Origin of the sequence: Streptomyces sp. NPDC060002 (assembly GCF_042737245.1) — a bacterium.
In the GTDB taxonomy this organism is placed as follows: Bacteria; Actinomycetota; Actinomycetes; order Streptomycetales; family Streptomycetaceae; genus Streptomyces.
Genome location: NZ_JBHWUW010000041.1, coordinates 47,180 through 73,510 on the forward strand (window position 1 = coordinate 47,180; position 26,331 = coordinate 73,510).

The following is a 26,331-nucleotide window of genomic DNA, read 5'->3' on the forward strand; positions in this document are numbered from 1 at the left end:
TGGTGCGCTGTTTCCGGATCGCCCGGTGACCGTCAGGGGCGGTCGATGCCTTCCCACAGGTCGAGGACCTGCTGGTAGTGGGCGGTGCCCTCGAAGGGAGAGTTGCCGATGGTTTCCGAGGTGGGTTTGTCCGTGACGGCGGGCCACAGGCGGGAGTGCTCACCGGTGGCGAAGTCGAGCACGGTGTCGCGGATACGGGTGTCACGCTCGGCCTGTTCGGCGCTGCGGCCCGGCTGTTCCTGGCCGACCAGGGCGTACATCTCCGTGCCGTGCACCGCGGGCGCGCCCTCGGCGGGCCCGATCATCAGGAGGTGGGCGTTGCCGCCGGCGGCGGCGTGGGCCAGGGCGCCGCGGGCGGCGGGGATCGCGAAGAGGTAGTCCGCCATGACTGCGGCGCGGACCTCGGCCGGGGTACGGCCGCCCTGGTCGTAGGCGTCGACGATCTTCTGGGCGCGGGAGCGGGAAATGCGCCACCCCGCGACCTCGTCGACGACGCGGTCGCGGGTGCCCGGGTCGAACCGGTCGAGGTCGTTCGCCACCCACCAGCCCATGTCGTCACTGGCCATGCTCAGCAGGATGTCGACGTCGCGGTGCGCGCCCGAGGCGAGGACGTCCATGGGGTGAGCGTGCACCACCGCGCCGGGCTGCCCGATGTCCAGGACGACGCCGGTGGCCTTGTTGTCCACCCCGCCGCGGACTCCGAGGTCCGTCGGGAGGACCTTGCGCAGGGCGTCCCGCAGGGAGAGCGGGTCGAGGTCGAGCAGCTTCTCCGGGTTGTCCGCGACGCCGAGTTCGGTAACGAACAGGTGTGCGAGTTCCTCGGCCCACCAGGCCGGGACGGAGCGCGCGGGCCCGCCGGAGAACCCGGCCAGGCGCCGGTACAGGCCGTCGGCAGAAGAGGCGCCGAGCAGTCCGAGGGAGGAGTAGGCGCCGCCGCTGTGGCCGTAGACGGTGACGTTGTCGGGGTCGCCGCCGAAGTGGGCGATGTTCCGCTGGATCCAGGTGAGCGCGGCGATGATGTCCTGGAGGAAGAGGTTGCTGGCCTCGGCGAGCTTCCCGCCGTATTGCGAGAGCGAGAGTGGGCCCAGGGCGCCGAGCCGGTAGTTGACGGACACGCCCACCACGCGCCCCGTCGCGGCGAGACCGGCGGCGTTCGAGGTGATCTGCGTGTTCGCGCCGTACTCGAATCCGCCGCCGTGGATGTACACGGTCACCGGGAGCGCCTTGTCGGCCGGCTGATCGGGAGTCCACACGTTCAGGTTCAGGCAGTCCTCGCCCATCCCGTTGTCCGCTTCGAGCCAGTCGCCGCTGTCGGGCTGGATCGAGACGACGCCCTTGCGGTCGTAGGGGAGGTCCGGATCGAAGTCCGCGACCACGGGGCGGCGGTACCGCTCGGCGGTGGCGTACGGGATTCCCCACCAGGACCGCACTCCGGGTGAGGTCGGAGCCTTGGGAGGGGTGGAGGTCATGACATGTCCTTCCGGCGCGGTTCGGATGTTCCGCGCGGGTGTGCCGACGGTTGGTCGCTCGTGTTGACGCGCTCCCATCGTTCCCTGGGAGCCGACAAATCGCCCGGCGGGTAGCGGTCACCCGATAGTCACCAGGCGACACTTCTCCACTCCTCTCCTTCTCGTAACCCAGGACACAGCGGCAGGCCGACGGCCTACGGTCGTCGCCCCTGGACCCTCGGGGGCACGCCTTCACCGGGCTCGCCCGGTCCACCGGTCAATTCGCCGATATCCGCGCCGCTGTACACCGGCGCCCATACCGTCCAGCCCGAACACTGGGAACGGGGGCGTATGAAAGGGGCTGCGGAGTGGGGCGGGATCCGGGTGCCGACGGCGGGCAGATCTCCATCAGCCCCGACACCTACGGCTGAGCGTGTCGCCCGGCTCGGCTCAGAACGCGTAGCGCACGCGCAGCCAGGGGGCGCGGGCGGCGATCAGCGCACGAAGCCGGTCCACTGCCCGCGCCTTGACGGGGCTCGCGTAGCGGACGTTCAGCGCGCCGTTCTCGGAGCGTTTGGTCTCCTGGAGGTCCGGTCGCCACAGGGCGTCCTCGGCGCGAGGGTGCCAGCCGAGGTTGACCTCGTGCAGTTCCCGGTTGTGCGTCAGCATGATCACCTCGGCTGCGGCCTGCCGCTTCACCCGGTCGGGCAGGACGTCGTCGAGATGCTCGAGGAGTTCCGTCCAGGCCGCTTCCCAGCCGGGGCGGACGACGACGGGGGAGAGGTTGAAGTGCACCTCGTAACCCGCGTCCAGGAAGTCCGCGGCGGCGGCGATCCGCTCGGCGACCGGTGAGGTGCGCACGTCCAGCAGCCGCGAGTCGTCCGGGGGCATGACGGAGAAGCGGATGCGGGTCCGGCCGCGCGGGTCCAGTGCCAGCAGGTCCGGGTTGACGAATTTGGTCGCGAAGGACGCCTTGGCCGTCGGCCACTGCCGGAAGGCGTGGACGAGATCCGCGGTGTTGTCGCAGATCAGAGCGTCCACCGAGCAGTCGCCGTTCTCTCCGATGTCGTACACCCAGGCCTTGGGGTCGCACTGGTTCGGCTCGGGCTTCGGGCCCTGCCGGGCGATGTGCCGGCCGATGTGGGCGATGATCCGGTCGATGTTGGTGAAGACGGTGACCGGGTTGGCGTAACCCTTGCGGCGCGGCACGTAGCAGTAGGCGCAGGCCATCGCGCAGCCGTTGGAGGCGCCCGGAGCGATCCAGTCGGCGGACCGGCCGTTGGGACGCGTCCTCGGCGACTTCCGCTCCCCGAGGACGAGCGTCTCGCCCTTGACGCGCACCCAGCGCGCGACGTTGCCCTCGTTGCCGTGCAGCCCCGGGATGCCCCAGTGGGACTCGACCTCGACCAGCCGCGCCTCGGGAAACCGGGCGATGATCTGCCTGCCGCGCGGGGAGGCGGCGGCCGCGGGTTCGGCGTGGATCTCCCGTACGGGCAGCAGTCGCCGCGCGGCGTCGGAGTCACGGAAGGACGGCCGGCCGGTGTTCGGAGCGGCGGGCCCGGGGTCGAGGGCGTCGAGCCCGAACAGGGCGTCGGAGCCGTCGTCCGGGGCGGCGGACGGGGAGTGCATGTACGTTCCGGTTCGGCTGGAGCGGGACTGAACGGATCAAACGGGTGAATCCTCACCGCCCACCTTACGGCGCACGTCAGCGAGGCGCCGTCCCCCGGGCGTAGGCCGCGAGGCGGTCCGCGAGCGCGACGACGAGGTCCCGCAGTTCGTCGGGGCGCTCGACGGTGAACGGCCGGTCGAGGGAGGCGAGTACCGGCGGCAGCCAGTCGAGTCGTTCCGCCCGCAGTTCGACGAGCAGCCAGCGCTCGGTCGCCGGATCCGCGCCCGCCCCGGACGCGGGATCCTCCACGCTCGCGACGCTCGCGGGAAGCCGGGCGCGGATCTGCTCGACCGTGCCGTGGATCCGCAAGGTCACCTCATGCCGGTACGCCGCCGTGGCGAACCCGGACAGGACACGCTGTGCCGGATCGGGTCCGGCGGGTGCCTCGAACGAGCCGGGCAGCGTCCTCGCGTCGGCGATGCGGTCGAGCCGGAGGGTCCGCTCCTCCCCGATCCCGGGGTCCGTGCCGGTGACGTACCAACGGCCCGCGTGGGCCACCACCCCGTACGGGTGCAGCGTGCGGTCGCTGCGACGGCCGTCGCGGTCGGTGTACCTGATCGAGACCGGCCGGCGATGACGTACCGCGTCGGCGACGGTGAGCAGCACCCCGGCGTCAGGGGTGGCGAACTCGCCGGGCGGTTCCGTGAAGGCGAGGGATTCCAGGACCGTGTCGAGCCGGCGGGCGAGGCGCTCGGGCAGCACGCGCCGGATCTTGGCCGCCGCCGTCTCGCTCGCGGTCGCTGTCGTAGTCAGCCCCGTTCGGCGGCCGGCGACGAGGCCGAGCAGTACGGCGATCGCCTCGTCGTCGCCGAGCATGAGCGGAGGCAGGCGGTGGCCGGGGGCGAGGCGGTAGCCGCCGTAGCGGCCGCGTACCGACTCGACGGGCACGTCGAGGTCGATCAGCTGGTCCACGTACCGCCGCACGGTGCGGCCGTCCACGCCGAGCCGGTCGGCGAGTTCGCGCATGGTCCGGGTGCCGCCCGACTGGAGCAGTTCCAGGAGGGTGAGCACGCGGCCGGTGGGTCGGGACATGTTCCGAGCCTAGCGCGGATAGTGGACCGATTCTGTCCACAATTTGTTCTAGCGTGCGAAGCGCAACGGCTCGGCACACCGCCGCCGCTCCACGCACCAGGGAGAACACCATGGACTTCGTCTCGATCCGGATCATCACCGGTGACGTCGCACGCCTCGTCGAGTTCTACGAGAGGGCCACCGGGGTGCCCGCCACGTGGTTCACCGAGGACTTCGCCGAACTCGAGACCCCCGGCGCCACCCTCGCCATCGCCGGCACCCGTACGGTCCCGCTGTTCGCGCCGGGCTCGTCCCGTCCGGCCGACAACCACAGTGTGATCCTCGAGTTCCTGGTCGACGACGTGGACCGTGTGCACGGGAACCTGACCGGCTTCGTGACCGACTTCGTCAACGAGCCCACCACCATGCCCTGGGGCAACCGGGCGCTGCTGTTCCGCGACCCCGACGGCAACCTCGTCAACTTCTTCACCCCGGTCACCCCGGCGGCGGTCGCGAAGTTCGCCCGGGCCGACCGGGTGGCACGGACCTCGTGAGACGCGCGCCTCGGGGGCGGGGAGGCCCCGGAGCGTCACGCGGTTCCCCGTCTCCCGCAAGCGACCGGACCGTCTCCCGCAAGCGCCGTCTCCCGCAAGCGACCGCGGCCCGCTATTCGGCCGTGACGAACCGCAGCCGGCGGCGGACACGAGGCGGGGCGTTCCTGCGGGCGCGGATCTCCTGGACGACGGCGACGATGACGATCACCGCCCAGGCCACCGTGAACACCCCGGTCTGCTCGTCCGAACCGAGGGCCAGCCAGCCGACTCCCAGGCCGCCCAGCGTCAGGCCGGCGGCCGCCGCGAGGGGCGAGGGGCGTCGGCGGCTCAACGCGCGGACGAGGCAGAGCACGGCGAGGGCGAGGGCCGGAACGGCGAGGATCTCGACGTTGTCGTGCACGGTGTAGTCGTGGCTCACCTCGGCCTGCGCGGGGTCGTACCCGCCGCTGTAGTCGTCCTCGAAGAGCCGGTAGCCGGAGGAGTCGGCCGGCAGCTGGTAGTAGGCGCCGTAGGAGGAGTCGTAGTAGTAGAGGGTGCTGAAGTTGCTCTCCGTGACCGAGGTGTAGCCGTAGTCTTCTACGCCCGCGCCGATCGCGACGCTCGCCATGACCAGGGCCCCGGCCCCCCACCACAGGACGGTCGAGGCGAGCGGAAGCCAGCGGAACAGGGCCAGTCCGAGCACGACGGCGAGCACCCACACACCGACGAGCCCGTCGGACGAGTCACCGTACGTGTCCTGACAGCCGATGCTGACGACACCGGAGGCGACGATCCCCAGCAGGGCGACGATCCTGCCGGACGTGATGGTGAACCGCCGTTCGCCCGGCGCGGGCGACGGACCGCCGCTCGTCGGCGCGGCAGGCGGCGTCCGGGCACCGTCCACCACGCCGGGCACGGCCGAGCCGACCGGACCGCCGGGAGGCGGGACGGCGGGCCTGGGCGGCGTCAGCGCGGTACGCGTCTCCTGCTGTGCCAGCGCCGTGTGCCCGGGACCCACTCTCGAGTCGGCTTTGGCGCGCGCGGGCGGCACGGTGGGCGCGGGCGGCGCGCCGCCCGGGGCCGGGGCGGCGGTCCGTGGGGCCGGCGCGCTCAGCGCGATGAGGGTCGCCGCCAACGCGTCCCGCAGCTCCGCCGCGCTGCCCGGCCGCTGCTCACGGTCCTTCGCCAGGGTCCGCAGCACGAGGTGGTCCACCACGGCCGGGATCTGCGGGCGCAGCCGGGAGGGCGGGACCGGTTCCTCGCTGATGTGCTGGTGCATCACCGCGAAGGGGGAGTCACCGAGGAACGGCGGGCGTCCGGTGAGCAGTTCGTAGAGCAGGCAGCCCGCGGAGTACTGGTCGGAGCGGCCGTCCACCGGCCGGCCCGTGAGCTGCTCGGGGGAGAGGTAGGCGGGGGTGCCCACCGTCATGCCCGTCGCGGTGAGGCGGGTGGTGGTCTCCGCGACGACCTTCGCGATCCCGAAGTCCAGGACCTTGATGCCGCCTTCGGACGTCAGCATGACGTTGGACGGCTTGATGTCGCGGTGGATCAGGCCCTGGGCGTGGCTGTGGGCGAGGGCGTCGGCGATGTCCCTGGCGACCGCCAGCGCCCTGACGACCGTGAACGCGCCGTCCGTCAGAGCGGCGGTCAGAGTGCGCCCCTCGATGAACTCCATGACCAGGAACGGAGTCGTCTCGCCGTCGGTGGCGTCCTCGCCGACGTCGTGCAGCACGGCGACGTTCCGGTGGTTGAGCGAGGCCACGGTGCGCGCCTCCCGGCGGAACCGGACGCGGAACTCCTCGTGCCGGGTGAGCTCCGGCGGCAACACCTTCACCGCGACGGTGCGGCCGAGTTCCCGGTCGGTGGCGCGCCAGACTTCACCCATTCCCCCGCGTCCGACCGCCTCGACCAGTTCGTATCGGTCCGCGAGTACCCGCATGGCTCTGCCCCCCTGGTGGCACAGGGCAGCGCGACAAAAGCTCGGCCGCCCGAAGTTCCGGAACAGCGGCAGACGAAAGGGCGGCACATCCGGAACTCCCCGGTGGCGGCGTGTCCTTCGCTCGACCGCCCGCTCACCCTACTGGCGAAAATCCGCCTATGGGATGTTCGGTACCATCCAGTACAAATGTGCGAAGTGGTTCGTCGGCGAGCCTGTGCCGGGGGCGAGTCGAGGCGGGTGCGTAGCGTCGCGGATCGGGCTCTGTCCTGGCCGACGGTGGCGAGGCCTATGACGTCCCTCGGTCGGCCGCCCGCAGCAGCGGCTTTCCCGTGCACGTGCGCCCGCCCATGAGCCGGTGCGCCTCGGCCGCGTCCGCCAACGGGAACTCGGCGGTGACCGGAAGGCTCACGGTGCCGTCGGAGACCGTGCGGAAGGCGCGCTCGGTGAGGGTGCGCAGTGCCTCGGGGGCGGACTGTGCGAGCGCCAGGATGGAGAAGCCGCCGACCGAACGGCCCTGCGGGTACAGCTCGGGCTGCCCCACGTGCCACGGTGTGAGTCGGCCGAAGTCGCGGGACGTTGGCCGGCCGGATGGAAGCACCACCGAGTCCGCATCCTGGCTCCCGAGCCCCCCGAGCCCCCCGAGCCCCCCGAGCCCCCCGAGCCCCCCGAGCCCCCCGAGCCCTCAGGATTCGATAGGGTGTTCCATTTATGGGGATGGCAGGTTAGGGTCATTCCGAACGATCTTGCACGGAGGTGCCCCGGATGGAGAACACCGCGTCCGCCCGCCGGGGCCGTCCCCCGGGGCCCCGGACCGCAGAGGGAGAGCTGACGAGTCGCCAGTCGGCCATCGTCCGCTACATCACGGAGTCGGTCGAACGGCAGGGTTACCCGCCGTCGATGCGGGAGATCGGCCAGGCCGTGGAGCTCGCCAGCACGTCCTCGGTCGCCCATCAGCTGATGGCCCTCGAGCGCAAGGGCGTGCTCTACCGGGACCCGCAACGCCCCCGCGCCTACCGGGTCCGGCCCTCGTGGGCGCCCGACCTGGGCGGCAGGAGCGAGTCGCGGGTGGATGTGCCGCTCGTCGGGCGGATCGCGGCCGGCGCTCCGCTGCTCGCCGAGGAGATGGTCGAGGACGTCTACGCCCTGCCCCGCCAAGTCGTGGGCGACGGCGACCTGTTCGCCCTGACGGTCTCCGGCGACTCCATGATCGGCGCGGCGATCTGCGACGGCGACATCGTGACCGTGCGACGCCAGGACAGCGCCGATCACGGAGACGTCGTCGCCGCGCTCCTGGACGACGAGGCCACCGTCAAGGTGCTGCGCCGGCAGGACGGACAGGTGTGGCTCATGCCCCGCAACCCGGCCTACGCGCCGATCCGCGGCGACCAGGCGCAGATCCTCGGGAAGGTCGTCGGCGTTCTGCGCCTGCTCTAGCTAGAGCGGGTACGTCACCCGCCGGTACGGGAGGCCGCCGGGCGGGCGCAGCGCTCAGGTCGGCTCGGACCGGATTGAGGTGCCCAGGAGGCGGGTGTGCGCCGGTTTGCCGCAACTGCGCGCGGGCGGGCGTCCGTTGCACGGTGACCGGGGCGCGGGGGCGCACTCGGTCGATGGGCTGTGTGCTGGTCAGTGGCCGAGGGCTTTGGTCAGTTCCTGTTTGTTCATCGATGAACGGCCCTCGATCCCGCGCTTCTTCGCCTCCGCGTAGAGCTGGTCCTTCGTCGGCCCCTGGGACCCGCTGTGGGAGCGCTCGCCGCCGCGCTGCGAGGCGGACTTCCTGTCCTCTGTGGACGTCCTGCTCGCCGTCCTCGACTCGCCGGCACGGGCCCGTTCCTTGTTCACCGTGCGTGCCGCGATCTCCTTGGCGCGGTCCGTGGAGGTGCCACGATTCTCGGCGCTCTCCTTGATGTGCTCGTACTGACGCTCACGCTTCGAGCTGGAACCCCGCGGCATGACGAACTCCTCCCGGAACCGGTGCGGGCGACTGCACCGCCCACGCTCTCCGACGCTCTCTGATCGACCGTCCGCGTACCCCCCGGCCGGCTTCTCACCCTTGACCCGGATCGATCTCGGCACAACGCTCCCGGGTTCCATTCGAAGTGAGCTTCGCATCGGTGGTGCGGATGCGCTTCCGTCGTCGTGGTCCCGCCGTCGTGGGCACCTCGGGGGTCTTCGCGACGGCACAGTCGGCGGTGTCGGTCGCTGCCGGAACCCAGAGGTCGCGGGTTGTGCAGCCGCTCAGCTGTGATTTGCTCACGTCGCATACGCAATGTGTGCTTATAAATCCGCGTTCTGGTGACTCGGAGTCCCTCACCTGCCGCCGTGTGCGCCGGTGGGGGACCCTTCGCCTGCGGCGAACAGCCGCTCCGCATCACCCCGAGGAGTGACCGTGAGCGTTCGTATCGGAGTGGAGGAGGAGTTCCACGTCCTGGAGGTGGAGAGCGGGCTACTCGTGCCACGCGCCAATTCGCTCCTGCGACGCCTCCCGCGGCATACCTTCACCACCGAACTGCACCAGTCGACCGTGGAGTCGAACAGCCAGGTGCACACGTCCCTCGACGATCTGTACGCCGACCTCACCGAGACGAGACGGCAGCTCGACGCGGCCGCGTCCTCGCTGGGACTCGCTGCGGTGGCCGCCGGCTCGGCGCCACTCGCACCCGCGGCAGCCGCGCACCCCACCGCCGGAGCGCGCTATCGCCGCATGGTCGAGGACTACCGCACGGTCGCCGACGAGCAGCTCATCTGCGGTGCCCAGGTCCATGTGGACGTACCCGACCGCGACACGGCGGTGCGAGTGATGTGCGCCGTCTCTCCCTGGCTGCCCGTGCTTCTCGCGCTCTCCGCCAGTTCGCCGTTCTGGCAGGGGGCCGACACCGGGTACGCGAGCTGGCGCACCATGCTCTGGCAGCGCTGGCCCACCGCGGGCCCGGTCGGCTGCTTCGCGAGCGCGGCCGAGTACGACGCCACGGTGCGCGACCTCGTCCGGGCCGGGATCATCAGCGACGCGGGGATGATCTACTACGACGTACGCCCCTCCTCGCACCTCCAGACGCTGGAACTGCGCATCTGCGATTCCTGCCCGCGCGCGGAGACCGTAGTGCTCGTCGCCGGTCTGTTCCGCGCCCTGGTCACCGAGGCCCGCGAGAGGCTTCGGACGGACGGTGCCCCGGGCTGCGACGGCCGGCACGAGTGGCTGCGCGGAGCCTCCTGGCGGGCGGCCCGGTCCGGACTCGAAGGAGGCCTGGTGGACCCCGAGACCCACCAGGAGGCGCCCGCAGGGCGGGTCGTGCACAGGCTGCTCGCCCGGCTGCGCCCCGCCCTGGAGGCACACGGCGACTGGGAGACCGTCCTCGCGTTGGCGCAGGAGGCCATCGCCGACGGCAGTGCGGCTCGCCGCATGCGCCACAGCGCCGAGGAAGAGGATCTGCTGGCCTGCGTCGACATGCTGATCGCCGAGACCCGCGGCGAACGCGCGTCCGGCAGGGCGGCGGCCACCCGCCGCAGGAACCTTCCGCCCGCCGCGGGGGTGACAGACCCCTCCCGCCGGTTCGCACGGCCGCTGACCCGCAGGTGAATCACCATGGACACGGACGACCCATCGTCCTGCGCCGACCGTCCGGCACCCATGTTCCGGCGCTCGGCGCACACTGAACGAAACGGAGGCGGCACGTCATGTGCGGTCTGAGCGGGGAGATCCGCTTCGACGGTCACCGACCCGATCTCGCGGCCGTCGAGCGCATGAGCGAGCGGCTCGCCGCCCGTGGTCCCGACGGCCGGGGAATCTGGACGCGGGGCGCGGTTGCGCTGGGACATCGGCGACTGAAGATCATCGACCTGTCGGACCTCGCGGCGCAGCCGATGACCGACTCCCACGCCGGGATCACCGGAGTCTTCAACGGCTGCGTGTACAACTACCGGGAGCTGCGCGAAGAGCTGCGGCGTCTGGGACACCGGTTCACGACGACGTCCGACACCGAGGTGGTGCTGAAGGCCTACCGGCAGTGGGGCACCGCCTGCGTGGAGCGCTTCCACGGCATGTTCGCCTTCGTCCTCGTCGAGCACCGGTCAGGGCGCGTGGTACTGGGGCGCGACCGGCTCGGTATCAAGCCCCTGTACCTGGCACGCACGCCGGGGCGGCTGCGGTTCGCGTCCTCCCTGCCCGCCCTTCTCGCCGCCGGCGATGTTGACACCTCACTCGACCCGGTGGCCGTCCACCAGTACCTGAGCTGGCACGCCACGGTCGCCGCGCCGCGCACCGTCCTCCGCGGTGTGCGCAAGCTCCCGCCGGCCACCGTGCGGGTCGTCGAACCGGACGGCACCCAGCACGACCACTGCTACTGGCAGCCGTCGTACACGCGCCGGGCCGAGTACGCGGCCATGGGTGCGCACGACTGGCGTGACGCGATGCTGGACGCGCTGCGCACGGCCGTACGCCGGCGCATGGTCTCCGACGTCCAGGTCGGCGTCCTGCTCTCCGGCGGCCTGGACTCCAGTCTGATCGTCGCCCTGCTGGCCCAGGAGGGGCAGCGGGACCTGATGACGTTCAGCGTGGGGTTCGAGTCCGAGGGCGGGGAAGAGGGCGACGAGTTCCGGTACTCGGATCTGGTGGCCCGGGAGTTCGGCACCGACCACCGTCGGCTGATGGTGCCCTCCGACCGGGTGTCGACGGCCCTGGACGGTGCCGTCGCGGCCATGAGCGAGCCGATGACCAGCCACGACGTGGTCGCCTTCTATCTGCTGTCCGAGCAGGTGTCGAAGGAGGTGAAGGTCGTGCAGAGCGGGCAGGGCGCCGACGAGGTGCTCGCCGGCTACCACTGGTACCCGCGGCTCGCCGAGGCCGCCCGCGCGGACGCGGCCGAGCGGTACGCCGACACGTACTTCGACCGGCCGCATGCCGACCTCAGCCGGGTCCTGGAACCCGCCATGCTGCCCGACGACGACGTCTCGGGCCGTTTCGTCCGGGACCACATGGCGGTCCCCGGAGCCGAGACGGCCCTGGACGCGGCCCTGCGCCTGGACACGCACGTGATGCTCGTCGACGACCCGGTCAAGCGGGTCGACAACATGACCATGGCCTGGGGGCTGGAGGCCCGCGTGCCGTTCCTCGACCACGAACTGGTCGAGCTGGCCGCGGCCTGCCCGCCGGAACTCAAGCTGGCCGACGGCGGCAAGGGCGTACTGAAGGCGGCCGGACGTCAGCTGCTGCCCCGGGACATCGTCGACCGGCCCAAGGGCTACTTCCCGGTCCCCGCGATCAGGCACATGGCGGGCCCCGTGCTGAAACGGGTACGCGAAGCGCTCGAGGCACCCGAGGCGAGGCGGCGCGGCCTCTTCCAGGAGCCCTACGTGTCCCAGCTCCTGGAGGCGCCCGACGAGCACCGCACCAAACGGGGAGCGAACGCCCTGTGGCAGGTAGCGTTGCTGGAGATATGGCTTCAGACGCACGGCATCACGTGAGTGACGGGCGGAGCACACCGACGGCCCGGAGCGACGACCCGGTCGCTCCGCCGCCCCCCGTCACCCGGTCGGCGGAAGCGCGTAGCGCCACCCCCGCCGCCCCGGCCCCGGCGCCGGTTCTCCTGCCCGAGACGAGCGGTCCGCGGGACGCCGTGACGCGGCTGCGCTCCCACGGCTGCTGGTATCCCTCCGCCCACCCCGACGGCTCCGAGGCGGCCTTCATCTGCGACCGGGGCGGTGTTCCGCAACTGTGGGCCGGGCCAGTGGACGGGGGCGAGGTGCACCTGCTCGACTCCTTCCCGGACCCCGTCAAAGAGGTGTCCTGGTCACCGGACGGCCGCTGGATCGCCTACACCACGGCCCCGGGCGGCGGCGAGCACTCCCGGGTGCTGTGCGTACGACCCGACGGCACCGGCCGCCGCGTCCTGGCCGGGGCCGACCCGGGCCACACCGCCCACCTGGGCTGCTGGGCGCACGACGGCTCGGCCGTCGCCGTCACGCTCGCCGCCCCGGACACCCGCGGCGTCACGAACGGTGCGGGACCGACCCGGGCGGACGGCGTTCTGCCCACGAACTGGGCCGACCGGGGCGGCCGGGCGACACTCCTCGGCGGAACTCCGTACGACACCGCACGGGGGACGGGCCAGACCGTGACGGTGGTCGACGCCACGGAGCCCCCGGTACCGGCGGTCCGTCCCGACGGCGGGCTGTCGGCCTACCTGATCGATCCCGACGGTCTGGCGTCCCCCGTACTGCTCGCCACGGAGACGCACGCCGCCACCCTGCGGGTGTGCGACATCAGCCGCGACGGCAGGCTCGTGCTGCTGCGCCGGGGGCCGCGAGGACGGCGGGAGGCGGTCGTCCGACGCACGACCGACTCCGAAACGACGTGCACCGTGCCGGTCGCCGACGGCGATCCGTGGATCGGACGGTTCTCGCCCGACGGGCGGACACTGTGGCTGCGCAGCGACGCCGAACGCGAGTACGCGGCCCTTCTCGCCGTCGCCCTCGGCACCGACGGCCGACCGCGCGGCAGATCCGTCGTGGCGGAACGGCCGGACAGCGACCTCGACCTCCTGGCTGTGTCGCACGACGGCCACACCGCCGCGCTGTCCTGGAACGAACGGGGCGCGAGCCGGCTGGAACTCGTCGAGATCCTCCCGGCCCGCCGCGCACCGTACGCCCCGCTGCCGACGACGCACGTTCCCCTGCCCCACGAGGTCGTCACCCGCGTCGAGGCGGCCGGCCCGCGGGGACTGCTGTCGGCCCTGTCCGGGTCCCAGCGCCGGCCCGGGGTGTGGTCGTCCTTCGAGGGCGTGTCCCTGCTGCGCACCCCCTGGTCGTCCCGTGACGAGGACGCCGCAGGGCCCGCACGTCCGCCGGTGCGCCCGATCCTCCTGCGCCTCACAGCGCGCGACGGGCTACCCCTCAGCGGCTGGTACTACCGGGCCCCGGGCCGGCCGCCGGCGGACCCCGCCCCCTGTGTGATCCACCTGCACGGTGGTCCTGAGGAGCAGGAACGCCCGGTCTTCAGCCCGCTCTACCACGAACTGACCGGACGGGGACTGGACGTCTTCGCCCCCGACGTCCGAGGCTCCTCCGGGCACGGCAGATCGTTCGTCGACGCGGACCTGGGCGCCGGACGCTTCGCCGCGCTGGACGATGTCGCGGACTGCGCGGCCCACGCGGTGCCCGCGGGCCCCGCCGACCCGACCCGCCTGGCGGTCATGGGGCGCTCGTACGGCGGCTACCTCACCTTCGCCTCCCTCGTACGGCATCCGGACCTGTTCCGCACCGGCGTCGCCGTCTGCGGCATGTCGGACTTCGCCACCTTCTTCGCCGGCACGGAGCCCTGGCTCGCCGAGTCGGCGGCCCACAAGTACGGCCACCCCGAGCGTGACCGCGAACTGCTGCGCGAACTCTCGCCGATGACCCGCGTCGACGCCCTGCGCGTCCCGGTGCTGGCCGTCCACGGCGAACACGACACCAACGTGCCGCCGGTGGAGTCCGAGCAGTTCGTACGGGCGGCGCGCGACCGGGGCATCCCGGCCGAGCTGCTCACTCTGCGCGACGAGGGGCACGACTTCCTGCGCGCGGACAACCGGCGGCTGTTCCGGCGGGCCGCCGCGGACTGGCTGGAACGCCACCTGACCGGCTGAACAGCCTCGTCGCCGGTCGCGCGGACCACGGTGGCAGCTCCCCCGGAGAGGTGATCACCGAGGCCCGGCCGGGCCGCCGTCGCTCGTCACGGCAGGAGGCGAGGGGCGGCACGGCTCACAGCCCGGCGACCTTGGCGCTTGCCGACAGCTCGTAGACCAGGGTGACGGTGCGTCGGCCGCCGGGTGGCAGGGCCAGGCTCCAGCCGGCGATCCCCTCGGCGTCGATCGTGTCGGGGGCGGGAGAGCAGGCCTCCTTGCGCAGCCGTACCTCCACCGCCGCCACCTCGGAGACCGGGATCCGTTCGCGCAGGACGATCACCCGGTCGCCGTGTTCGCCGGGTGAGGAGAACCGGGACACGTGGAGGCGGACGGTGCGGGTGACCACGGTCCGTTGGGTGAGCGCGGCGGTCTCCCTGGTCTCCTCGGTGTGCCGGACGACCCGGTGGTCGTCGCGGCTGCCGTAGGCGAGTTCGACGGGGGCGTGGGGAGCGGTGAAGTCCAGGGTGCCGCGACCGGTGAATCCGCTGCCCCGGATGAGGTCGACGGGTCCGGCGAGCAGCGCGTGGCCGGACCGGTTGTCGAACCGCGCCACCTGGGTGACCAGCGGGGACAGCTCGGGTGCGCAGGCGTACTCGATGCTCGCGGTCGTGGTGAAGGAGGAGAGCGGCACGCGGTGGGCGCGGCCGTCCGAGGGCACGGAGACCGGTGCGGGGGCGTCCAGCACCCGTACCTCGTCGCCGTCGTCCACTCCCGGCAGACCGAGCACCGGTGCCGGACCGAGGTCCGCGATCACCTCCTCGCGCAGCTCGACGTCGACGGTGCGGCGCTCGGCGGAGGTGCGGTCCTGGAGCGTCAGCCGGTCCTCGCCCAGCCGGGGTGGCTCGGTGGACTGCGCCGAGCGGGCCGTCGACAGCGTCAGCCGTACGTCGGACCAGTCCTCGCCGGTGCGCTGCCAGACCATCGCGTCGGTCTCCAGCGTGAGGGAGTCGCCGTCGAGTACGGCCCGGTAGGCGGGCCGCCACAGCGCACACGGTGTGAGGTGGCCGAGGCGCAGCCCGGCCGGCCCGGCGACCGGGGCCTCGACGGTCAGTTCGATGTACCCGACGAGTTCGGCAGGTTGCTCCTCGGCGAGGTTCAGGGCCCGCCAGGTCTCGGCGAGTTCGGAACCGAGGGCGGCCAGCCGGGCTTCCACGGTGCGCAGTTGCTCGCCGTAGGAGTCGCGCTCCTCGTCCACCCGGTCCAGTTCACGGGTCCAGCGGAGCGCCTCGCTCTCTCCTGAGCCGGCGCCTTCGCCGATCTCGCGCAGCAGATCGGCGGCGAGACGGCCCAGCGCGTCGAGTCGGGCGTGCAGCCGGTCGCGGCGGCGCCCCAGGGCGAGCGACTCCTCTTCGAGCGTGTGCACACGGTGGCGCAGGGCGGAGTCGCCGTCGGCGGGCCGCGGCCCGCGCGGCGTCCAGTCGCGGACGATCCGCACGTCGAGCACGGTCGCCGGGTGTTCGGCGGTCAGCTCGGCGTGGAGCGTACGGTCGACGGCCAGCGCGCTGACGGGTCCGAGGCGCAGCCGTTGGACTCCCGCCTCGAGGCCGAGCACGGTGGTCCGCTCGACGTGGGCGCGGTCCTCCAGGCAGGTGACGGCGGTGACGGGAAGGGGAATCGGCTCCGGTGCCATGGACATGGGATGTGTCAGCTCCTGCGGTTGCCGCCGGCCAGCGTCTTGGCGGACGCGATGCGGATCTCGTAGCCGCCGTCGAGGGCGGTGGTGGCGCCTGCGGGCAGGTCCACCCGCCATACGCGGGTGCCAGGTGCGTGCTGCTCCGGGCCCGTGCCGTCGCGGGGCGCCGTCCAGTCGGCGCGCTCCTCGATCCGGATGTCCGCGTCGGAGGTGACCGGGACCCGATCGCGGACCTCGACGGTGACAGGCTCGGCGAGCTGGTTGGCCAGCTCCACATGGACGCGGTGGTCGAGCACGGTGGTGCTGTTGCGCAGCCCCGAGGTCGACTCGTACAGGTTCGTACGGCGGGTGACCCGGACGCCCTGGGCCGGCCCGAGCCCCACCCGGCACTCACCGCCGGGAGCCAGCGTGGGCAGGGCGGTGGTCAGCAGGTGGTCGTCGCCGGCGGTGACCTCCACCGGGCCGGCCAGCAGAGCCTGGTCGGTGGAGTTGGAGAGCACCAGCGTCGCGTACACGGTCTGCTCCACGGACGGCACGCAGAGGTACTCGGTGCGCAGACCGACCGGGATCTCGCCGACGGTGACGGTGTGCCAGGTGCCGTCCGAGGGAATGTCGGCGCGGGCGGCAGCGTCGAAGCGGTGGTCGAATGAGCCGGCCGACTCGCGAGGCCGCACGGCGTGTCCGGGCAGCGGCAGCGTGGTCACCGCCTCGGCGCGGCGGCGGTACTCGGCCGCCACCGGGTCGAAGGGAGAGTCCGGGAACAGCAGGCCCCGGCGACCGCCCTGCTCGTCGGGGCCGCACAACGCGAGGGCGGTGTAGTCGAGTTCGGCGCCGCTCGGCCGTGGCGGACCGGCGGCCGGCGCCGCAGCCTGCGCTGGTGCGGCCCCGCCGGGGACAGCGGGTGCCGGGGACGCCGCCGCGAAAGCAGGAGCCGGGGGAGCCATGGCGGCGGGCGCCGCCGGGGGCATGCTGCGGGCCCGCCCCCGGCCCCCACCGCCCGGCCGTGACGGGACCGGCTGCGCGAACTCGCTCGTTCCGCTGCCGAAGGACTCCGGGTAGGCGCTGCCCGCGCTGCCCGGCGGGGGCAGCGGGGACGGCGCGCCGTAGCTCGGCGGCGCCGCGGCGAGCGACTCGCCGTAACCCTGCGGTGCCGGCTGCATCGGCGGAACGGGACCGGGAACGGGACCGGGAACAGGAACGGGACCGGACGCGAAGCCGGCCGCCACGGGCCCGCCCCCGGGCGTCAGGGGAGTGACGGTCGCGGCCGGCCGAGGGGGCGCCACGTCGTACCCGGCGAACAGGTCGGCCAGGCCCGACGGCGGCTCGCGCCAGCCGGACGCCAGGGGCGCGGGCTGGCGGCGTCCGATCCGGAGGGAGCGGAGCCTGGGCAGATCGGTACGGCGCCGTAGGTCGGCGGTGGCCAGGGCGATGCGGACACCGGTCCAGTCCTCGCCGGTGCGCTGGGCGACCGAGGCGCGCAGCACCAGACGGCCGCTGCTGTCGCCCTGCCGGTGGGTGAGCCGGTAGGCCGGTACCCAGATCGCGCCCGGCACGCCGTACTCGAGCTCCACTTCCGCGTCACCGGCGCCGTCGAGAGTCAGAACCGCCGAGACCGTGGTCTCCACGTGCGCCGCCGGTGCGTCGGTGGAGGCGCGGGCGAGCCGGTCGGCGGCCACGGAGAGCACGTGCTCGGCGTGACCCAGTGCCTCCTCCAGCTCGACGAGACGGGTGTGCAGCCTGGTCATCCGCTCGTCGACGAATTCGGCGAGCTCCAGCCACGCGTCGACCGGAGTGCGGCGGTGCGGGTCGTCACGCCTGCGGGCCGGCGGGACCGGGCGCAGAGCCTTGACCTCCTCGATCAGGCTCATTTGCCGGTCTCGGCGCCCCTGAGCCGCCGCGCACTCGTCCCGCAGCCGCTCCACCTCGCGCCGCAGCGCGTCGGGGACGGCCCCGGCGAGCGGCTCGGCCTCGACCTCCACCCGTGCTTCGGTGACTCTTACACCGGGGGTGCCGGTGACACGGGCCCGCAGGGACCCCGGGTCCAGCGAGCGGGGCAGTCCCGTCACCCGCACCCGGCCGTCCGGCGGCACGCTGCCCCGGGCCAGGCGGCGGCAGACCGCGCCCTGCGCGTACACCACCACCGAATCGAGGGCCGAGCCCCACCTCGTTGCCGTCCGAGCCGTCATGTGCCCCGCCCCCCGCCGAGTCCGTGCTGAGCGAAGCCTACGCCCGGGCAGTTCGGCCGCTGGAGCCGGAGGGAAGGTCGGCCCACTCTCACGCGGATGCGGATGTTGATGCCGACACCGAGTGCGAGGCGGCGGCAGCGCCCCGACGGCTCGGCACGGTCACCCGGTGCCTGGCAGCCCCGGCTCGGCCCGCCGTGCGCGCCCGGCCGTTCCTTCGGCGTCGTGTTCCGCGCCCCCCTTCCGCGCGATCAAGGAGTCGTTGTCCTCCGAGAACGACGGTGCGTCCGGCGGAGAACTGCCCCCGCTGTCCTGACCGCACCACCGTCACGGCCGGACAGGCCCCAGCGGGTCCCGGAGGGAGAGCACCGGCTCGCCCGGCCGATTCCGCGAAGCCGCGGACGCTCGCGGCGACGTTCAACGTGCCGGCCACGGCGGCGGGTTCGAGTTCGAGTCGTCGGTGGTCACCGAGCCGGTCCCGTACGTTCGGGTTCGGGTTCGGGTTCGGGTTCGCGTTCGGGCAGGACTTCGCCCGGGTTCGGTCCACACCCGCTGACGGTCACAGCCCGGGCGCCGGCGGCCGTGACCATCAGGGGGCGTGACCAGCAACACGGCCGTCTATCCGCGCTCCGCACTCGGCTCGGCAGTGCCGCCCGAGGGCGTTCTGGCTTTCGTGTGGAGGACCTCCCGGGCCTGCTCCGCGGCGCGGGTTATGCCCTCGGCGACGAAGTCGACGAAGCGGGCGATGTTCTCCAGGCGTGCGGCGGCAGGGGTGTCGGAGCCGAGGACGCCGACGCCCTGCCGCGCGGCTTCGGCGAGTTGGGCGCTGGAGCGGGCACTGGCGATCGTCGACTGATAGAAGACGTCGTCGTCGACGAGGTAGCGCTCGCGGCGGCGTTCGTCCCGTTCCCGGCGGATGAGGCCCTGGCTCTCGAGGAACGCGACCGCCTTGGAGACGGACGCCGGGCTGACCTCGAGGCGCTGGACGAGCTCGGACGCGGTCAGGCTGCCCGCGTCGGTGGTGTAGAGGCAGGTCAGCACCCGGGACATCATCTTGGGCAGGCCCTGTCCCATGAGGAGGGTGGTGAACATCTCCTCGTACTCGCGCACGGCCTCGGCGTCGCGTCCGTGGGTCGGCGCGGGCGCCTGCGTCCCTCGGGGCGGGGTCTGCCTGCGCTGGCGGGTGCGGCGTTCGGTGGCGCGGTGGGCCAGGTCGGCGCGGTAGGCGGTGGGGCCGCCGTTGCGCATCACCTCACGCGTGACCGTCGAGGTCGGACGATCGAGACGCCTGGCGATCTCCGCGTAGGCGAGCCCGTCGGCCAGTCCCAGCGCGATCTGCTGGCGTTCCTGCTGGGTGAGTCTGCCTCCCGGCATGGCGATCTCCTTCGTGCTGCTCGGAGCCTCCAGCATAGCGTTCACTTCCCATTCATTGCAACGGAGTGCAATCTTTCGTTGCGTTAGATTCAAAGCCGTTGCAACGATTTGTTGGCGGTGAACTGCAGTTATGCAAATCGGATGCAACGAGTGTGTTGAGTGATTCTTGAATGCAACGTAGCTTTTCCGTTGTCGGAAATAGTAAGCCGAAGGAGAGCACGATGCAGAAGTTCGATACCCCCGCCCCGATCGCCGCCGTCCTCGACATCCCCGCGGGGCGCATCCGGTTCATCGCCGCCGACCGGGCCGACACCACGGTCGAGGTCCTGCCCGCGGACGCCTCCAACGGCCGCGACGTGAAGGCGGCCGAGCAGGCCAGGGTCGAATTCGGCGGCGGGGTCCTGCGCGTCGAGGCTCCCGTCCAGAATCGGATCCTCGGCAACTCCGGAGCCATCGAGGTGACCGTCCGACTGCCCGCCGACTCCTGGGTCGAGGCGAAGGCGGCCAGCGCCGAATTCCGGGGCGTCGGACGGCTCGGTGACGTCGTCTTCGAGGGCTCGCACGGATCGATCAAGCTCGACGAGGCCGCGAGCGCCCGCCTCACCCTGCTCGCCGGTGACGTCGCGGTCGGCCGCCTCAACGGCCCCGCGGAGATCAGCACCAAGAAGGGCGACATCCGGATCGCCGAAGCCGTGCGCGGCACGGTCAGGCTGCGCACCGATGCCGGTGAGGTGTCGGTCGGCGCGGCCCGCGGCGTCTCCGCCTCCCTGGACGCCGGCACCACCTACGGCCGGATCCACAACGCGCTGAAGAACACCGAAGGCGCCACCGGCCTGAACATCCACGCGACCACCGCCTACGGCGACATCGTCGCCCGCAGCCTCTGAGCTTGCCGTTTAACGTTCCGCTTCGAACAGGCGGGCCTGGGGGTGGCATGATCGGCTCCGGTTCGAATCGGCGGTGGGGTGGTGCGACGTGGGCGATTGGCGGACTGATCCGACGTTCGCGATGTGCCGGGCGTTGGCGGACGGGGCGGATCTGTCCTCTTTCGCGGGCGGGCCGTTCGACGTGCGGGTGGCGGTGGCCGACATCCGGTCCGAGACCAAGGATGGATTTCTGCTCGGCCAAGTCCCCTGGGAGCGCTTCCCGCAGGGGGAACACGTCAGGGAGGCCGTTCACCTGCTGCACACCGACGGCTCCCGTCGTTCCGGAGCGGGCGTGGTGAGCGGCATGTGCGCCAACGACATGCGGGCCGCCGCCGTTCTCGCCGTACCGTTCCTGATCCGTATCGCCGCCGACACCCGCCATCCCTGTCGTGCCGACGCTCTCGCCGTGGCCGCCTGCCCGGCCCGCGCCCTCCACTTCGGCGTCGCCTCCCGCGAGGAACTGCTGCTCCACCGCGCCGACTTCCAGGACGGCGATCTGTACGACGACTACGACGACTACGGTGTCGAGGTGACCGGCTACCCTGCTGGCTGGTCGGTCGCCGCTGCCCGGGGCGCGATCACCGCCGACACCGCCCTCCTGCACCCCCTTCTCGGCGACCCCGACCCGTCGATACGTATCGACGCCGCCTACACACTGGCCACCGCCGCAGACCCCGACCGCGCCGTCCGCTCCTCCTTCCGTGCCCGGCTCGTCACCGAGCAGGATCCGAAAGTCAGCGCCGCCCTGGTCCTCGCCACCGCCGAAGCCACCCGCACCCACCCCCACGCGCCGACCACCACATGGATGCGGGAACAGTGGCGGGACCAAATACAAGCACCCGAGGTCCGCCTGGCCGCCGCGATCGGCTGGCTCTGCCTCACCGACGAACCCGCCCCCGACGACTTGCGGACCGCCGTCGACGACCTCGCCACCGACGAACGCGCCCACACCATGGACGACCTGCGCTGGATGGCCAACGCCGGGGGATCCCACGAGACCGGACTGCAACGCTGCGTCCGAACGATGCTCCACCCCGACCAGCCCGATCCCGAGGATTGCGACGACCTGTGGGCCTCGCTCCGCTGACCGTGAGAGCAAGCCACCAGCGCTCAGTCTTCGTTCATGGACTCAGCGAGGCATAAAGAAACTCACTGGATGTCTCGCGGTTGTCTGCCTGGTCTCGAACGTAGTTCACGCGTGCGTGGGGTTTGTTCAGATCAGGCACGTGGGAACGGCCTTCCGCTGATGCTGTGCTCCGTCACAGGTACACCGCTCAGCAGAACGGAGACCACCCGTCCGCCGTCCCGCACCGCGGCGACGGCCCGCGGCAGGCCCGCCGTCTCCGGCAGAGCGTCCACGGCGCCGGAGGGAAGCCCCGACGCGTCCTCTCCCACCACCACGCGAGCCGCGCCCAGCGCACGGGCCCGCTCGATGTCCCCGGCCGTCCGGACGTGGGCCACCACGGTCAGTCCGCGTAGCCGGGCGAGCTGCACCGCGAGCCCGCCGACCGAGCCGACGGCACCGGTGACCAGCAGCGTGGCGCCTTCGGGAAGAGCGAGGGCGTCGAGTGCCTGCCAGGCGGTGAGACCGGCCGGCGGCAGTCCCGCGGCGGCGGTCAGCGGGACGGACACGGGTGCCGGGGCCACGATGCCGGCGGGCAGGGCGACGGTCTCGGCGTAGGTCCCGCGGCCGGTGGCCACCTGGGCGGACATCGCCACGACCCGGTCGCCGACGCTGAGCCCGGTGACCTGGTCGCCCAGCCTTCGGTGGCCGGAGCCGGGGCCACGCTGACCGCAGCGGCCGTGCTGCTCGCGGCTGCCTGCCCCGGACGGCGGAACAGCCCCGCGGCCACCCCCGCACCCGCGGCCCGAGCGGCGGACACGACCACCGCGCCCACCGGCGCCGGCCGGACGACCGGCTGAGTACCGAAGGCCGACCGAGCGTCGAGCGCCTGCCCGATCACGCCACTTCGGTGATCCCCGCCCTCGGCCGCGCTCCGGACCTGCCCGCACCGGTGACATGGGGGTGAAGCGGGCGGTGGTGTGGTGCCGGGCCGCTCGATCGCCGTCCTGGCACGATGGCGGTATGGAACGTGTGCTTGGAATCGGTGGGTACTTCATGCGGGCTGCCGACCCGTCGGCCCTGAGCGCCTGGTATCGCGACTGCCTGGGCCTGGACGCCGATGAGAACGGCCTGTGGCGTCAGGGAGCCGGGCCGACGGTGTTCGCGACGTTCGAGTCCGAGACCGACTACTTCGGGTCCCGCGCGCAGCGAACCATGCTCAACTTCCGGGTGCGCGACCTGGATGCGATGCTCGCGCAACTGCGCGCCGAGGGAGCGGACGTGGCCGAAGAGACGCAGGACATGGAGGGCGTCGGCCGGTTCGGCTGGGTCACCGACCCCGAGGGCAATCGGGTCGAGCTGTGGCAACCCGCCTGACCGCGACCTGACCCGAGCGGTGTCGCTCCTGCAGCCGGACAGGTGCGGCACGACCAGGCGGAGCGGGACGCCGTGCCCGGCGGTGAGGGGACCGCCGTTGTGGTGGGTGCGCAGGTATGGGCTTCCGGTCGTCGAGCGGTTTCATGGCCGGACGTCTTCACACGGTGGGGCGGTGCCGGGCGGCCCGTCCCGAGGCCGCCACCCCGCTCCGGCTGTCGGTGCTGAGCGGGCGCATAGGATCGACGGCATGGCGCTGCGACCTGTGCAGGTGAACATCAAGGCTCTCGACGCCTCGGCTGTCGGCCGGTTCTGGGCGGAGGCGCTCGGCTGGAGTGCCTACAGCCCCGGCGTGACCACCTACGTCGGACCCGGCGGCGGCCTCGTCTGGCCGGACCCGGTCGCCGTCTGCCTCGACGTCGTTCCCGTCCCGGAACCCAAGACGACGACGAAGAACCGTATGCACCTCGATCTCGCCACCACCTCTGCGGCCCATCAGGCGGAGTTGGTCGCGCGCCTCCAGACTGCCGGCGCGACGCCCGCCCACGTGGGCCAGGGCAAAGTGCCGTGGACGGTCCTCGCCGACCCGGAGGGCAACGAGTTCTGTGTGCTGGAGCCCCGGGAGGTCTACCGGGACACCGGGCCGATCGCCGCGGTGGTGGTCGACTGCGCGGATCCGCGGGCCATGGCCCGGTTCTGGGGTGAGGCGACGGACTGGACCCTGCACGAAGTCGCCGACGACCATGCGGTGCTGCGCTCCGCCAGGGGTGTCGGCCCGTATCTCGAGTTCCTCCGCACGCCCGGCGTGAAGACCGTGCCGGACCGCCTCCATCTTGACCTGCTGCCGTACCCAGGCGACGACAAGGAAGCGGAGGTGGCCCGGCTGCGGGCGCTCGGCGCCACCGACCTCGACCTGGGCCAGGGCGAGGTCCCGTGGACCTGCCTGGCCGACCCGGAGGACCACGAGTTCTGCGTCCTCGGGAACGGGTGACGGGCCCGACTGTCACATCCCCACGGCAGCCTAGGCGTTGTCACAGGGCCCCGCCGATATCCCACCCGCGTGGCCGTCGCCCGTCCCGGCCGTGGCACGATGCCCTTTTTGGCACCACCGTCCAGGGGGGACAACCATGCGCACCCGCGCAACCATCGCCACCGGGGCCCTGCTCCTCGCCGCGCTCACCGCCTGCTCCTCGTCCGACGACGCCCCGGCCGCGAGCGACAGCGGGACACCCGCCGCCGAACCCACCGTCAGCGTTCCCGCCGAGCACGAAGGCGACGACCTCAAGGCCGCCGTCGCCGTCTACACCGCCGCCTATTTCGCCGCCGACACCGACACCGCGTACGCCATGCTGTCCGCGCGCTGCGCGAAGGAGATCACCAAGGACGCGTACACCGGCGTCGTACAGCAGGCGAAGGCGGACTACGGGCCCGACCACCCGGCGACCGACGTGCAGGCCGACGTGGCGGGCGACCTCGGCCGCGCCACCTACAAGGTGCAGGGCCTGCCCAAGTTCGACCGGTCGAAGCAGCCGTGGACGCTGGAGGGCGACGCCTGGAAGTACGACGCCTGCTGAGACGTCCGCGTGAGCGTCGTCGTCCTCGTGCTCGCGTTCGCACGGTCCGTCGCCGCCCTCGTACGAGTCTGTCCGCTGATCACCCGAGACGCGTGCCGTTGCGGGCCCCGATGTGGCCGGGCGGTTCGATGCCCGTCGGGAGCAGGGGGTCGGTTTCGGGTTCGCCCCAGGTCGAGATCAGGGGAAGGACTCCAGCCCAGCTCCCGAGGGCGGCGTCGGGTCCGTCACCGTCGTCCGGCCCGCCGGTGCGTACCTTGACCGACGCCTCCTCGAGCGAGAGGGCGAGCAGGACCGTCGCGGCCAGTTCCTTGCGGTTCGGCCGGCGTGCGTAGTCCCACTGTCCCGGCGCGGCCTGCTCGGTCAGCCGGCGCAGCCCCTCGAGCTTCTCCTCCGGATCGGTGACCGGGCGTGGGACGCCGTAGATCATCGCGCTGCGGTAGTTCACGCCGTGTTCGAACACCGACCGCGCGAGGACGAGGCCGTCGATGTGCGTCACCGTGACGCACACCGTCGCCTCGGGCGAGGCGACCAGGCTTCGGCTGGCCACTGATCCGTGGAAATAGAGGCTGCGTCCGTCGCTCCCGTAGACCGTGGGGACGACCATCGGGTGCCCGTCGACGACCACCCCGAGATGGCAGGTGAAGCCCGCGTCCAGGATCGCTTCGAGTTCGGCACGGTCCTGGCTTCCCTGGTCCCGCAGGCGCCGGTGACGGGTGCGGTCGGTGTCCGGCAGCGTCCGGGGGAGTGGGCTGTGGTTCACGTCGGTCCTTTCGTCACGTACACAGCCAGAAGCTACCGATATCGTTGCAGGATGGCTAGTCGTCGACTGGATCGGTTTCCATGAACCGTGAGGACGACTAAAAGCGAAGCACGGGCCGGTAGTGCTGTTCGCGGCGGCCGCTGTGGTCTCTCTCTATACCTGCGGGGGCGCCGCAGGCGATGACGTCGCGCCCTCTGCATCGCTCTGGCAGGCGCATCCCGACGCGGACTTGGCCTCGGTGACGGTCAGTGAGGCGGCTACGACGGACTCGGCCGGGGTGCAGCAGGCGTTGACTCCGCAGCACGCACCCTCCGACTCCGCTGCCTCGGTGGGAATCCCGGCGGCCGCCGGCTTGGTGGCGCGGACGATCGCGGAGTGCATTCCGTCCGAGACCGAGTGGGTCGGGGTGATCTCGACATCGGTGAACCCGGCTGCCTCCAGGCCGACGCGGTACTCGGCGAAGGACAGCGCGCCCGCGATGCATCCGACGTAGTCACCGCGCTCCGCCCGCTGGTCGGGGGTCAGGGCGTCGTCGGCGACGACGTCGGAGACGCCGATCCGGCCGCCGGGCCTGAGCACGCGGAAGGTCTCGGCGAACACGGCCGGCTTGTCGACGGACAGGTTGATCACACAGTTCGAGATCACCACGTCGATGGTGTTCGCCGGGAGCGGGATGGCCTCGATGGTGCCCTTGAGGAACTCCACGTTCGTCGCGCCCGCCTTCTGCGTGTTGGCCAAGGCCAGGGCGAGCATCTCCTCGGTCATGTCCAGCCCGTACGCCTTGCCGGCCGGCCCGACCCGGCGGGCGGAGAGCAGGACGTCGATGCCGCCGCCGGAACCGAGGTCGAGGACGCGCTCGCCTTCGCGCAGCTCGGCGACGGCGGTGGGGTTGCCGCAGCCGAGGGAGGCGGCCACGGCCTCCGCGGGGAGGGTGTCGCGCTCGTCGGCGGCGTACAGGGTGGAGCCGAAGTTCTCGTCGACCTCGATCGGCTGGGGGCCGCAGCAGGAGGTGCCGCCCTCGGTGACGCTCACGGCGGCCGCGGCGTATCGCCGACGAACGGTTTCGCGCAGGTCTGTGGTCTGTTCGCTCATGACGCACTCCTGGGTGACGGGGCATGGGGTGCCCCGGAACGGCCTGTATTGATGTTCGTTGATGCAACTCAACCTTGCGCCTTGAATCGAAAAACGT

The 26,331-nt window shown here is 72.1% G+C and carries 21 protein-coding genes and 2 pseudogenes; 10 read left to right on the plus strand and 13 right to left on the minus strand.

Going from position 1 to position 26,331, the window contains the following annotated elements:
* Positions 1-32: 32 nt before the first annotated feature.
* The 3 genes from ACFWBD_RS29490 to ACFWBD_RS29500 all read right to left on the minus strand — a co-directional run bounded on the left by ACFWBD_RS29490 (position 33) and on the right by ACFWBD_RS29500 (position 4,149).
* Positions 33-1,469 carry a carboxylesterase family protein gene (locus ACFWBD_RS29490; RefSeq protein WP_385673151.1) on the minus strand — a complete coding sequence of 479 codons (1,437 nt, stop codon included), beginning with the start codon at positions 1,467-1,469 and terminating at the stop codon, positions 33-35.
* Between the two features lie 429 nt (positions 1,470-1,898).
* The gene (locus tag ACFWBD_RS29495; protein ID WP_385673154.1) at positions 1,899-3,077 is read right to left on the minus strand and encodes a spore photoproduct lyase family protein; all 1,179 of its coding nucleotides are present in this window, start codon (positions 3,075-3,077) and stop codon (positions 1,899-1,901) included.
* Between the two features lie 76 nt (positions 3,078-3,153).
* Positions 3,154-4,149 carry a helix-turn-helix transcriptional regulator gene (locus tag ACFWBD_RS29500; protein ID WP_385673157.1) on the minus strand — a complete coding sequence of 332 codons (996 nt, stop codon included), beginning with the start codon at positions 4,147-4,149 and terminating at the stop codon, positions 3,154-3,156.
* Between the two features lie 110 nt (positions 4,150-4,259).
* On the opposite strand from ACFWBD_RS29500, the gene ACFWBD_RS29505 reads away from it, so the two are divergent.
* Complete coding sequence (locus tag ACFWBD_RS29505) at positions 4,260-4,682, plus strand: VOC family protein (protein ID WP_385673159.1); 423 nt, start codon at positions 4,260-4,262, stop codon at positions 4,680-4,682.
* 112 nt (positions 4,683-4,794) lie between these two features.
* Here the strand turns inward: ACFWBD_RS29505 and ACFWBD_RS29510 are convergent, their stop codons facing one another.
* A complete protein-coding gene (locus ACFWBD_RS29510; RefSeq protein WP_385673161.1) occupies positions 4,795-6,600 on the minus strand; it encodes a serine/threonine-protein kinase in 1,806 nt (601 codons plus the stop codon).
* 286 nt (positions 6,601-6,886) lie between these two features.
* Positions 6,887-7,222, minus strand: a pseudogene (locus tag ACFWBD_RS29515) (zinc-binding dehydrogenase); the annotation flags it as partial.
* Positions 7,223-7,362: 140 nt separating this feature from the next.
* On the opposite strand from ACFWBD_RS29515, the gene lexA reads away from it, so the two are divergent.
* The gene (lexA, locus tag ACFWBD_RS29520) at positions 7,363-8,034 is read left to right on the plus strand and encodes a transcriptional repressor LexA (RefSeq protein WP_385673164.1); all 672 of its coding nucleotides are present in this window, start codon (positions 7,363-7,365) and stop codon (positions 8,032-8,034) included.
* Between the two features lie 189 nt (positions 8,035-8,223).
* Here the strand turns inward: lexA and ACFWBD_RS29525 are convergent, their stop codons facing one another.
* Entirely contained in the window at positions 8,224-8,550 is a 327-nt protein-coding gene (locus ACFWBD_RS29525; protein WP_385673167.1) for a plasmid stabilization protein, read from the minus strand.
* A gap of 436 nt (positions 8,551-8,986) precedes the next feature.
* Here ACFWBD_RS29525 and ACFWBD_RS29530 point away from each other — a divergent pair, with 436 nt between their 5' ends.
* The 3 genes from ACFWBD_RS29530 to ACFWBD_RS29540 all read left to right on the plus strand — a co-directional run bounded on the left by ACFWBD_RS29530 (position 8,987) and on the right by ACFWBD_RS29540 (position 14,216).
* Positions 8,987-10,174, plus strand: a complete 1,188-nt coding sequence (locus ACFWBD_RS29530; protein WP_385673169.1) for a glutamate--cysteine ligase — start codon at positions 8,987-8,989, stop codon at positions 10,172-10,174.
* 98 nt (positions 10,175-10,272) lie between these two features.
* Positions 10,273-12,057 (plus strand): N-acetylglutaminylglutamine amidotransferase, encoded by a 1,785-nt coding sequence (locus ACFWBD_RS29535; protein ID WP_385673172.1) that lies wholly within the window; start codon positions 10,273-10,275, stop codon positions 12,055-12,057.
* Positions 12,030-14,216 carry a S9 family peptidase gene (locus ACFWBD_RS29540; RefSeq protein ID WP_385673175.1) on the plus strand — a complete coding sequence of 729 codons (2,187 nt, stop codon included), beginning with the start codon at positions 12,030-12,032 and terminating at the stop codon, positions 14,214-14,216. Before ACFWBD_RS29535 ends, ACFWBD_RS29540 begins: the two co-directional genes overlap by 28 nt.
* 115 nt (positions 14,217-14,331) lie before the next feature.
* Here the strand turns inward: ACFWBD_RS29540 and ACFWBD_RS29545 are convergent, their stop codons facing one another.
* From ACFWBD_RS29545 to ACFWBD_RS29555, 3 genes are all read right to left on the minus strand, one after another.
* Positions 14,332-15,891, minus strand: a complete 1,560-nt coding sequence (locus ACFWBD_RS29545; RefSeq protein ID WP_385673178.1) for a DUF4139 domain-containing protein — start codon at positions 15,889-15,891, stop codon at positions 14,332-14,334.
* An 8-nt stretch (positions 15,892-15,899) separates the two neighbouring features.
* On the minus strand, positions 15,900-18,074 hold the full coding sequence (locus ACFWBD_RS29550; protein ID WP_385673181.1) for a DUF4139 domain-containing protein: 2,175 nt from the start codon (positions 18,072-18,074) through the stop codon (positions 15,900-15,902).
* 615 nt (positions 18,075-18,689) lie between these two features.
* Positions 18,690-19,445, minus strand: a complete 756-nt coding sequence (locus ACFWBD_RS29555) for a helix-turn-helix domain-containing protein (RefSeq protein ID WP_385673184.1) — start codon at positions 19,443-19,445, stop codon at positions 18,690-18,692.
* 221 nt (positions 19,446-19,666) lie between these two features.
* Here ACFWBD_RS29555 and ACFWBD_RS29560 point away from each other — a divergent pair, with 221 nt between their 5' ends.
* A complete protein-coding gene (locus tag ACFWBD_RS29560; protein WP_385673186.1) occupies positions 19,667-20,332 on the plus strand; it encodes a DUF4097 family beta strand repeat-containing protein in 666 nt (221 codons plus the stop codon).
* Between the two features lie 88 nt (positions 20,333-20,420).
* Positions 20,421-21,458 (plus strand): hypothetical protein, encoded by a 1,038-nt coding sequence (locus ACFWBD_RS29565; RefSeq protein WP_385673189.1) that lies wholly within the window; start codon positions 20,421-20,423, stop codon positions 21,456-21,458.
* A gap of 131 nt (positions 21,459-21,589) precedes the next feature.
* Here the strand turns inward: ACFWBD_RS29565 and ACFWBD_RS29570 are convergent, their stop codons facing one another.
* Positions 21,590-22,084, minus strand: coding sequence for a hypothetical protein (locus tag ACFWBD_RS29570; protein ID WP_385673191.1), 495 nt, complete (start codon positions 22,082-22,084; stop codon positions 21,590-21,592).
* A 373-nt stretch (positions 22,085-22,457) separates the two neighbouring features.
* On the opposite strand from ACFWBD_RS29570, the gene ACFWBD_RS29575 reads away from it, so the two are divergent.
* On the plus strand, positions 22,458-22,811 hold the full coding sequence (locus ACFWBD_RS29575; RefSeq protein WP_385673194.1) for a VOC family protein: 354 nt from the start codon (positions 22,458-22,460) through the stop codon (positions 22,809-22,811).
* A gap of 36 nt (positions 22,812-22,847) precedes the next feature.
* On the opposite strand, the pseudogene ACFWBD_RS29580 reads toward ACFWBD_RS29575, so the two are convergent.
* A pseudogene (locus ACFWBD_RS29580) lies at positions 22,848-22,925 on the minus strand (molybdopterin-dependent oxidoreductase); the annotation flags it as partial.
* 133 nt (positions 22,926-23,058) lie between these two features.
* On the opposite strand from ACFWBD_RS29580, the gene ACFWBD_RS29585 reads away from it, so the two are divergent.
* Both ACFWBD_RS29585 and ACFWBD_RS29590 read left to right on the plus strand, forming a co-directional pair.
* Positions 23,059-23,799, plus strand: a complete 741-nt coding sequence (locus tag ACFWBD_RS29585) for a VOC family protein (protein ID WP_385673197.1) — start codon at positions 23,059-23,061, stop codon at positions 23,797-23,799.
* A 136-nt stretch (positions 23,800-23,935) separates the two neighbouring features.
* The gene (locus ACFWBD_RS29590; protein ID WP_385673200.1) at positions 23,936-24,382 is read left to right on the plus strand and encodes a hypothetical protein; all 447 of its coding nucleotides are present in this window, start codon (positions 23,936-23,938) and stop codon (positions 24,380-24,382) included.
* 79 nt (positions 24,383-24,461) lie between these two features.
* Here ACFWBD_RS29590 and ACFWBD_RS29595 read toward each other — a convergent pair whose 3' ends face one another.
* A complete protein-coding gene (locus ACFWBD_RS29595) occupies positions 24,462-25,142 on the minus strand; it encodes a pyridoxamine 5'-phosphate oxidase family protein (protein WP_385673203.1) in 681 nt (226 codons plus the stop codon).
* 153 nt (positions 25,143-25,295) lie between these two features.
* Complete coding sequence (gene arsM / locus ACFWBD_RS29600) at positions 25,296-26,234, minus strand: arsenite methyltransferase (RefSeq protein ID WP_385673206.1); 939 nt, start codon at positions 26,232-26,234, stop codon at positions 25,296-25,298.
* Positions 26,235-26,331: the final 97 nt, after the last annotated feature.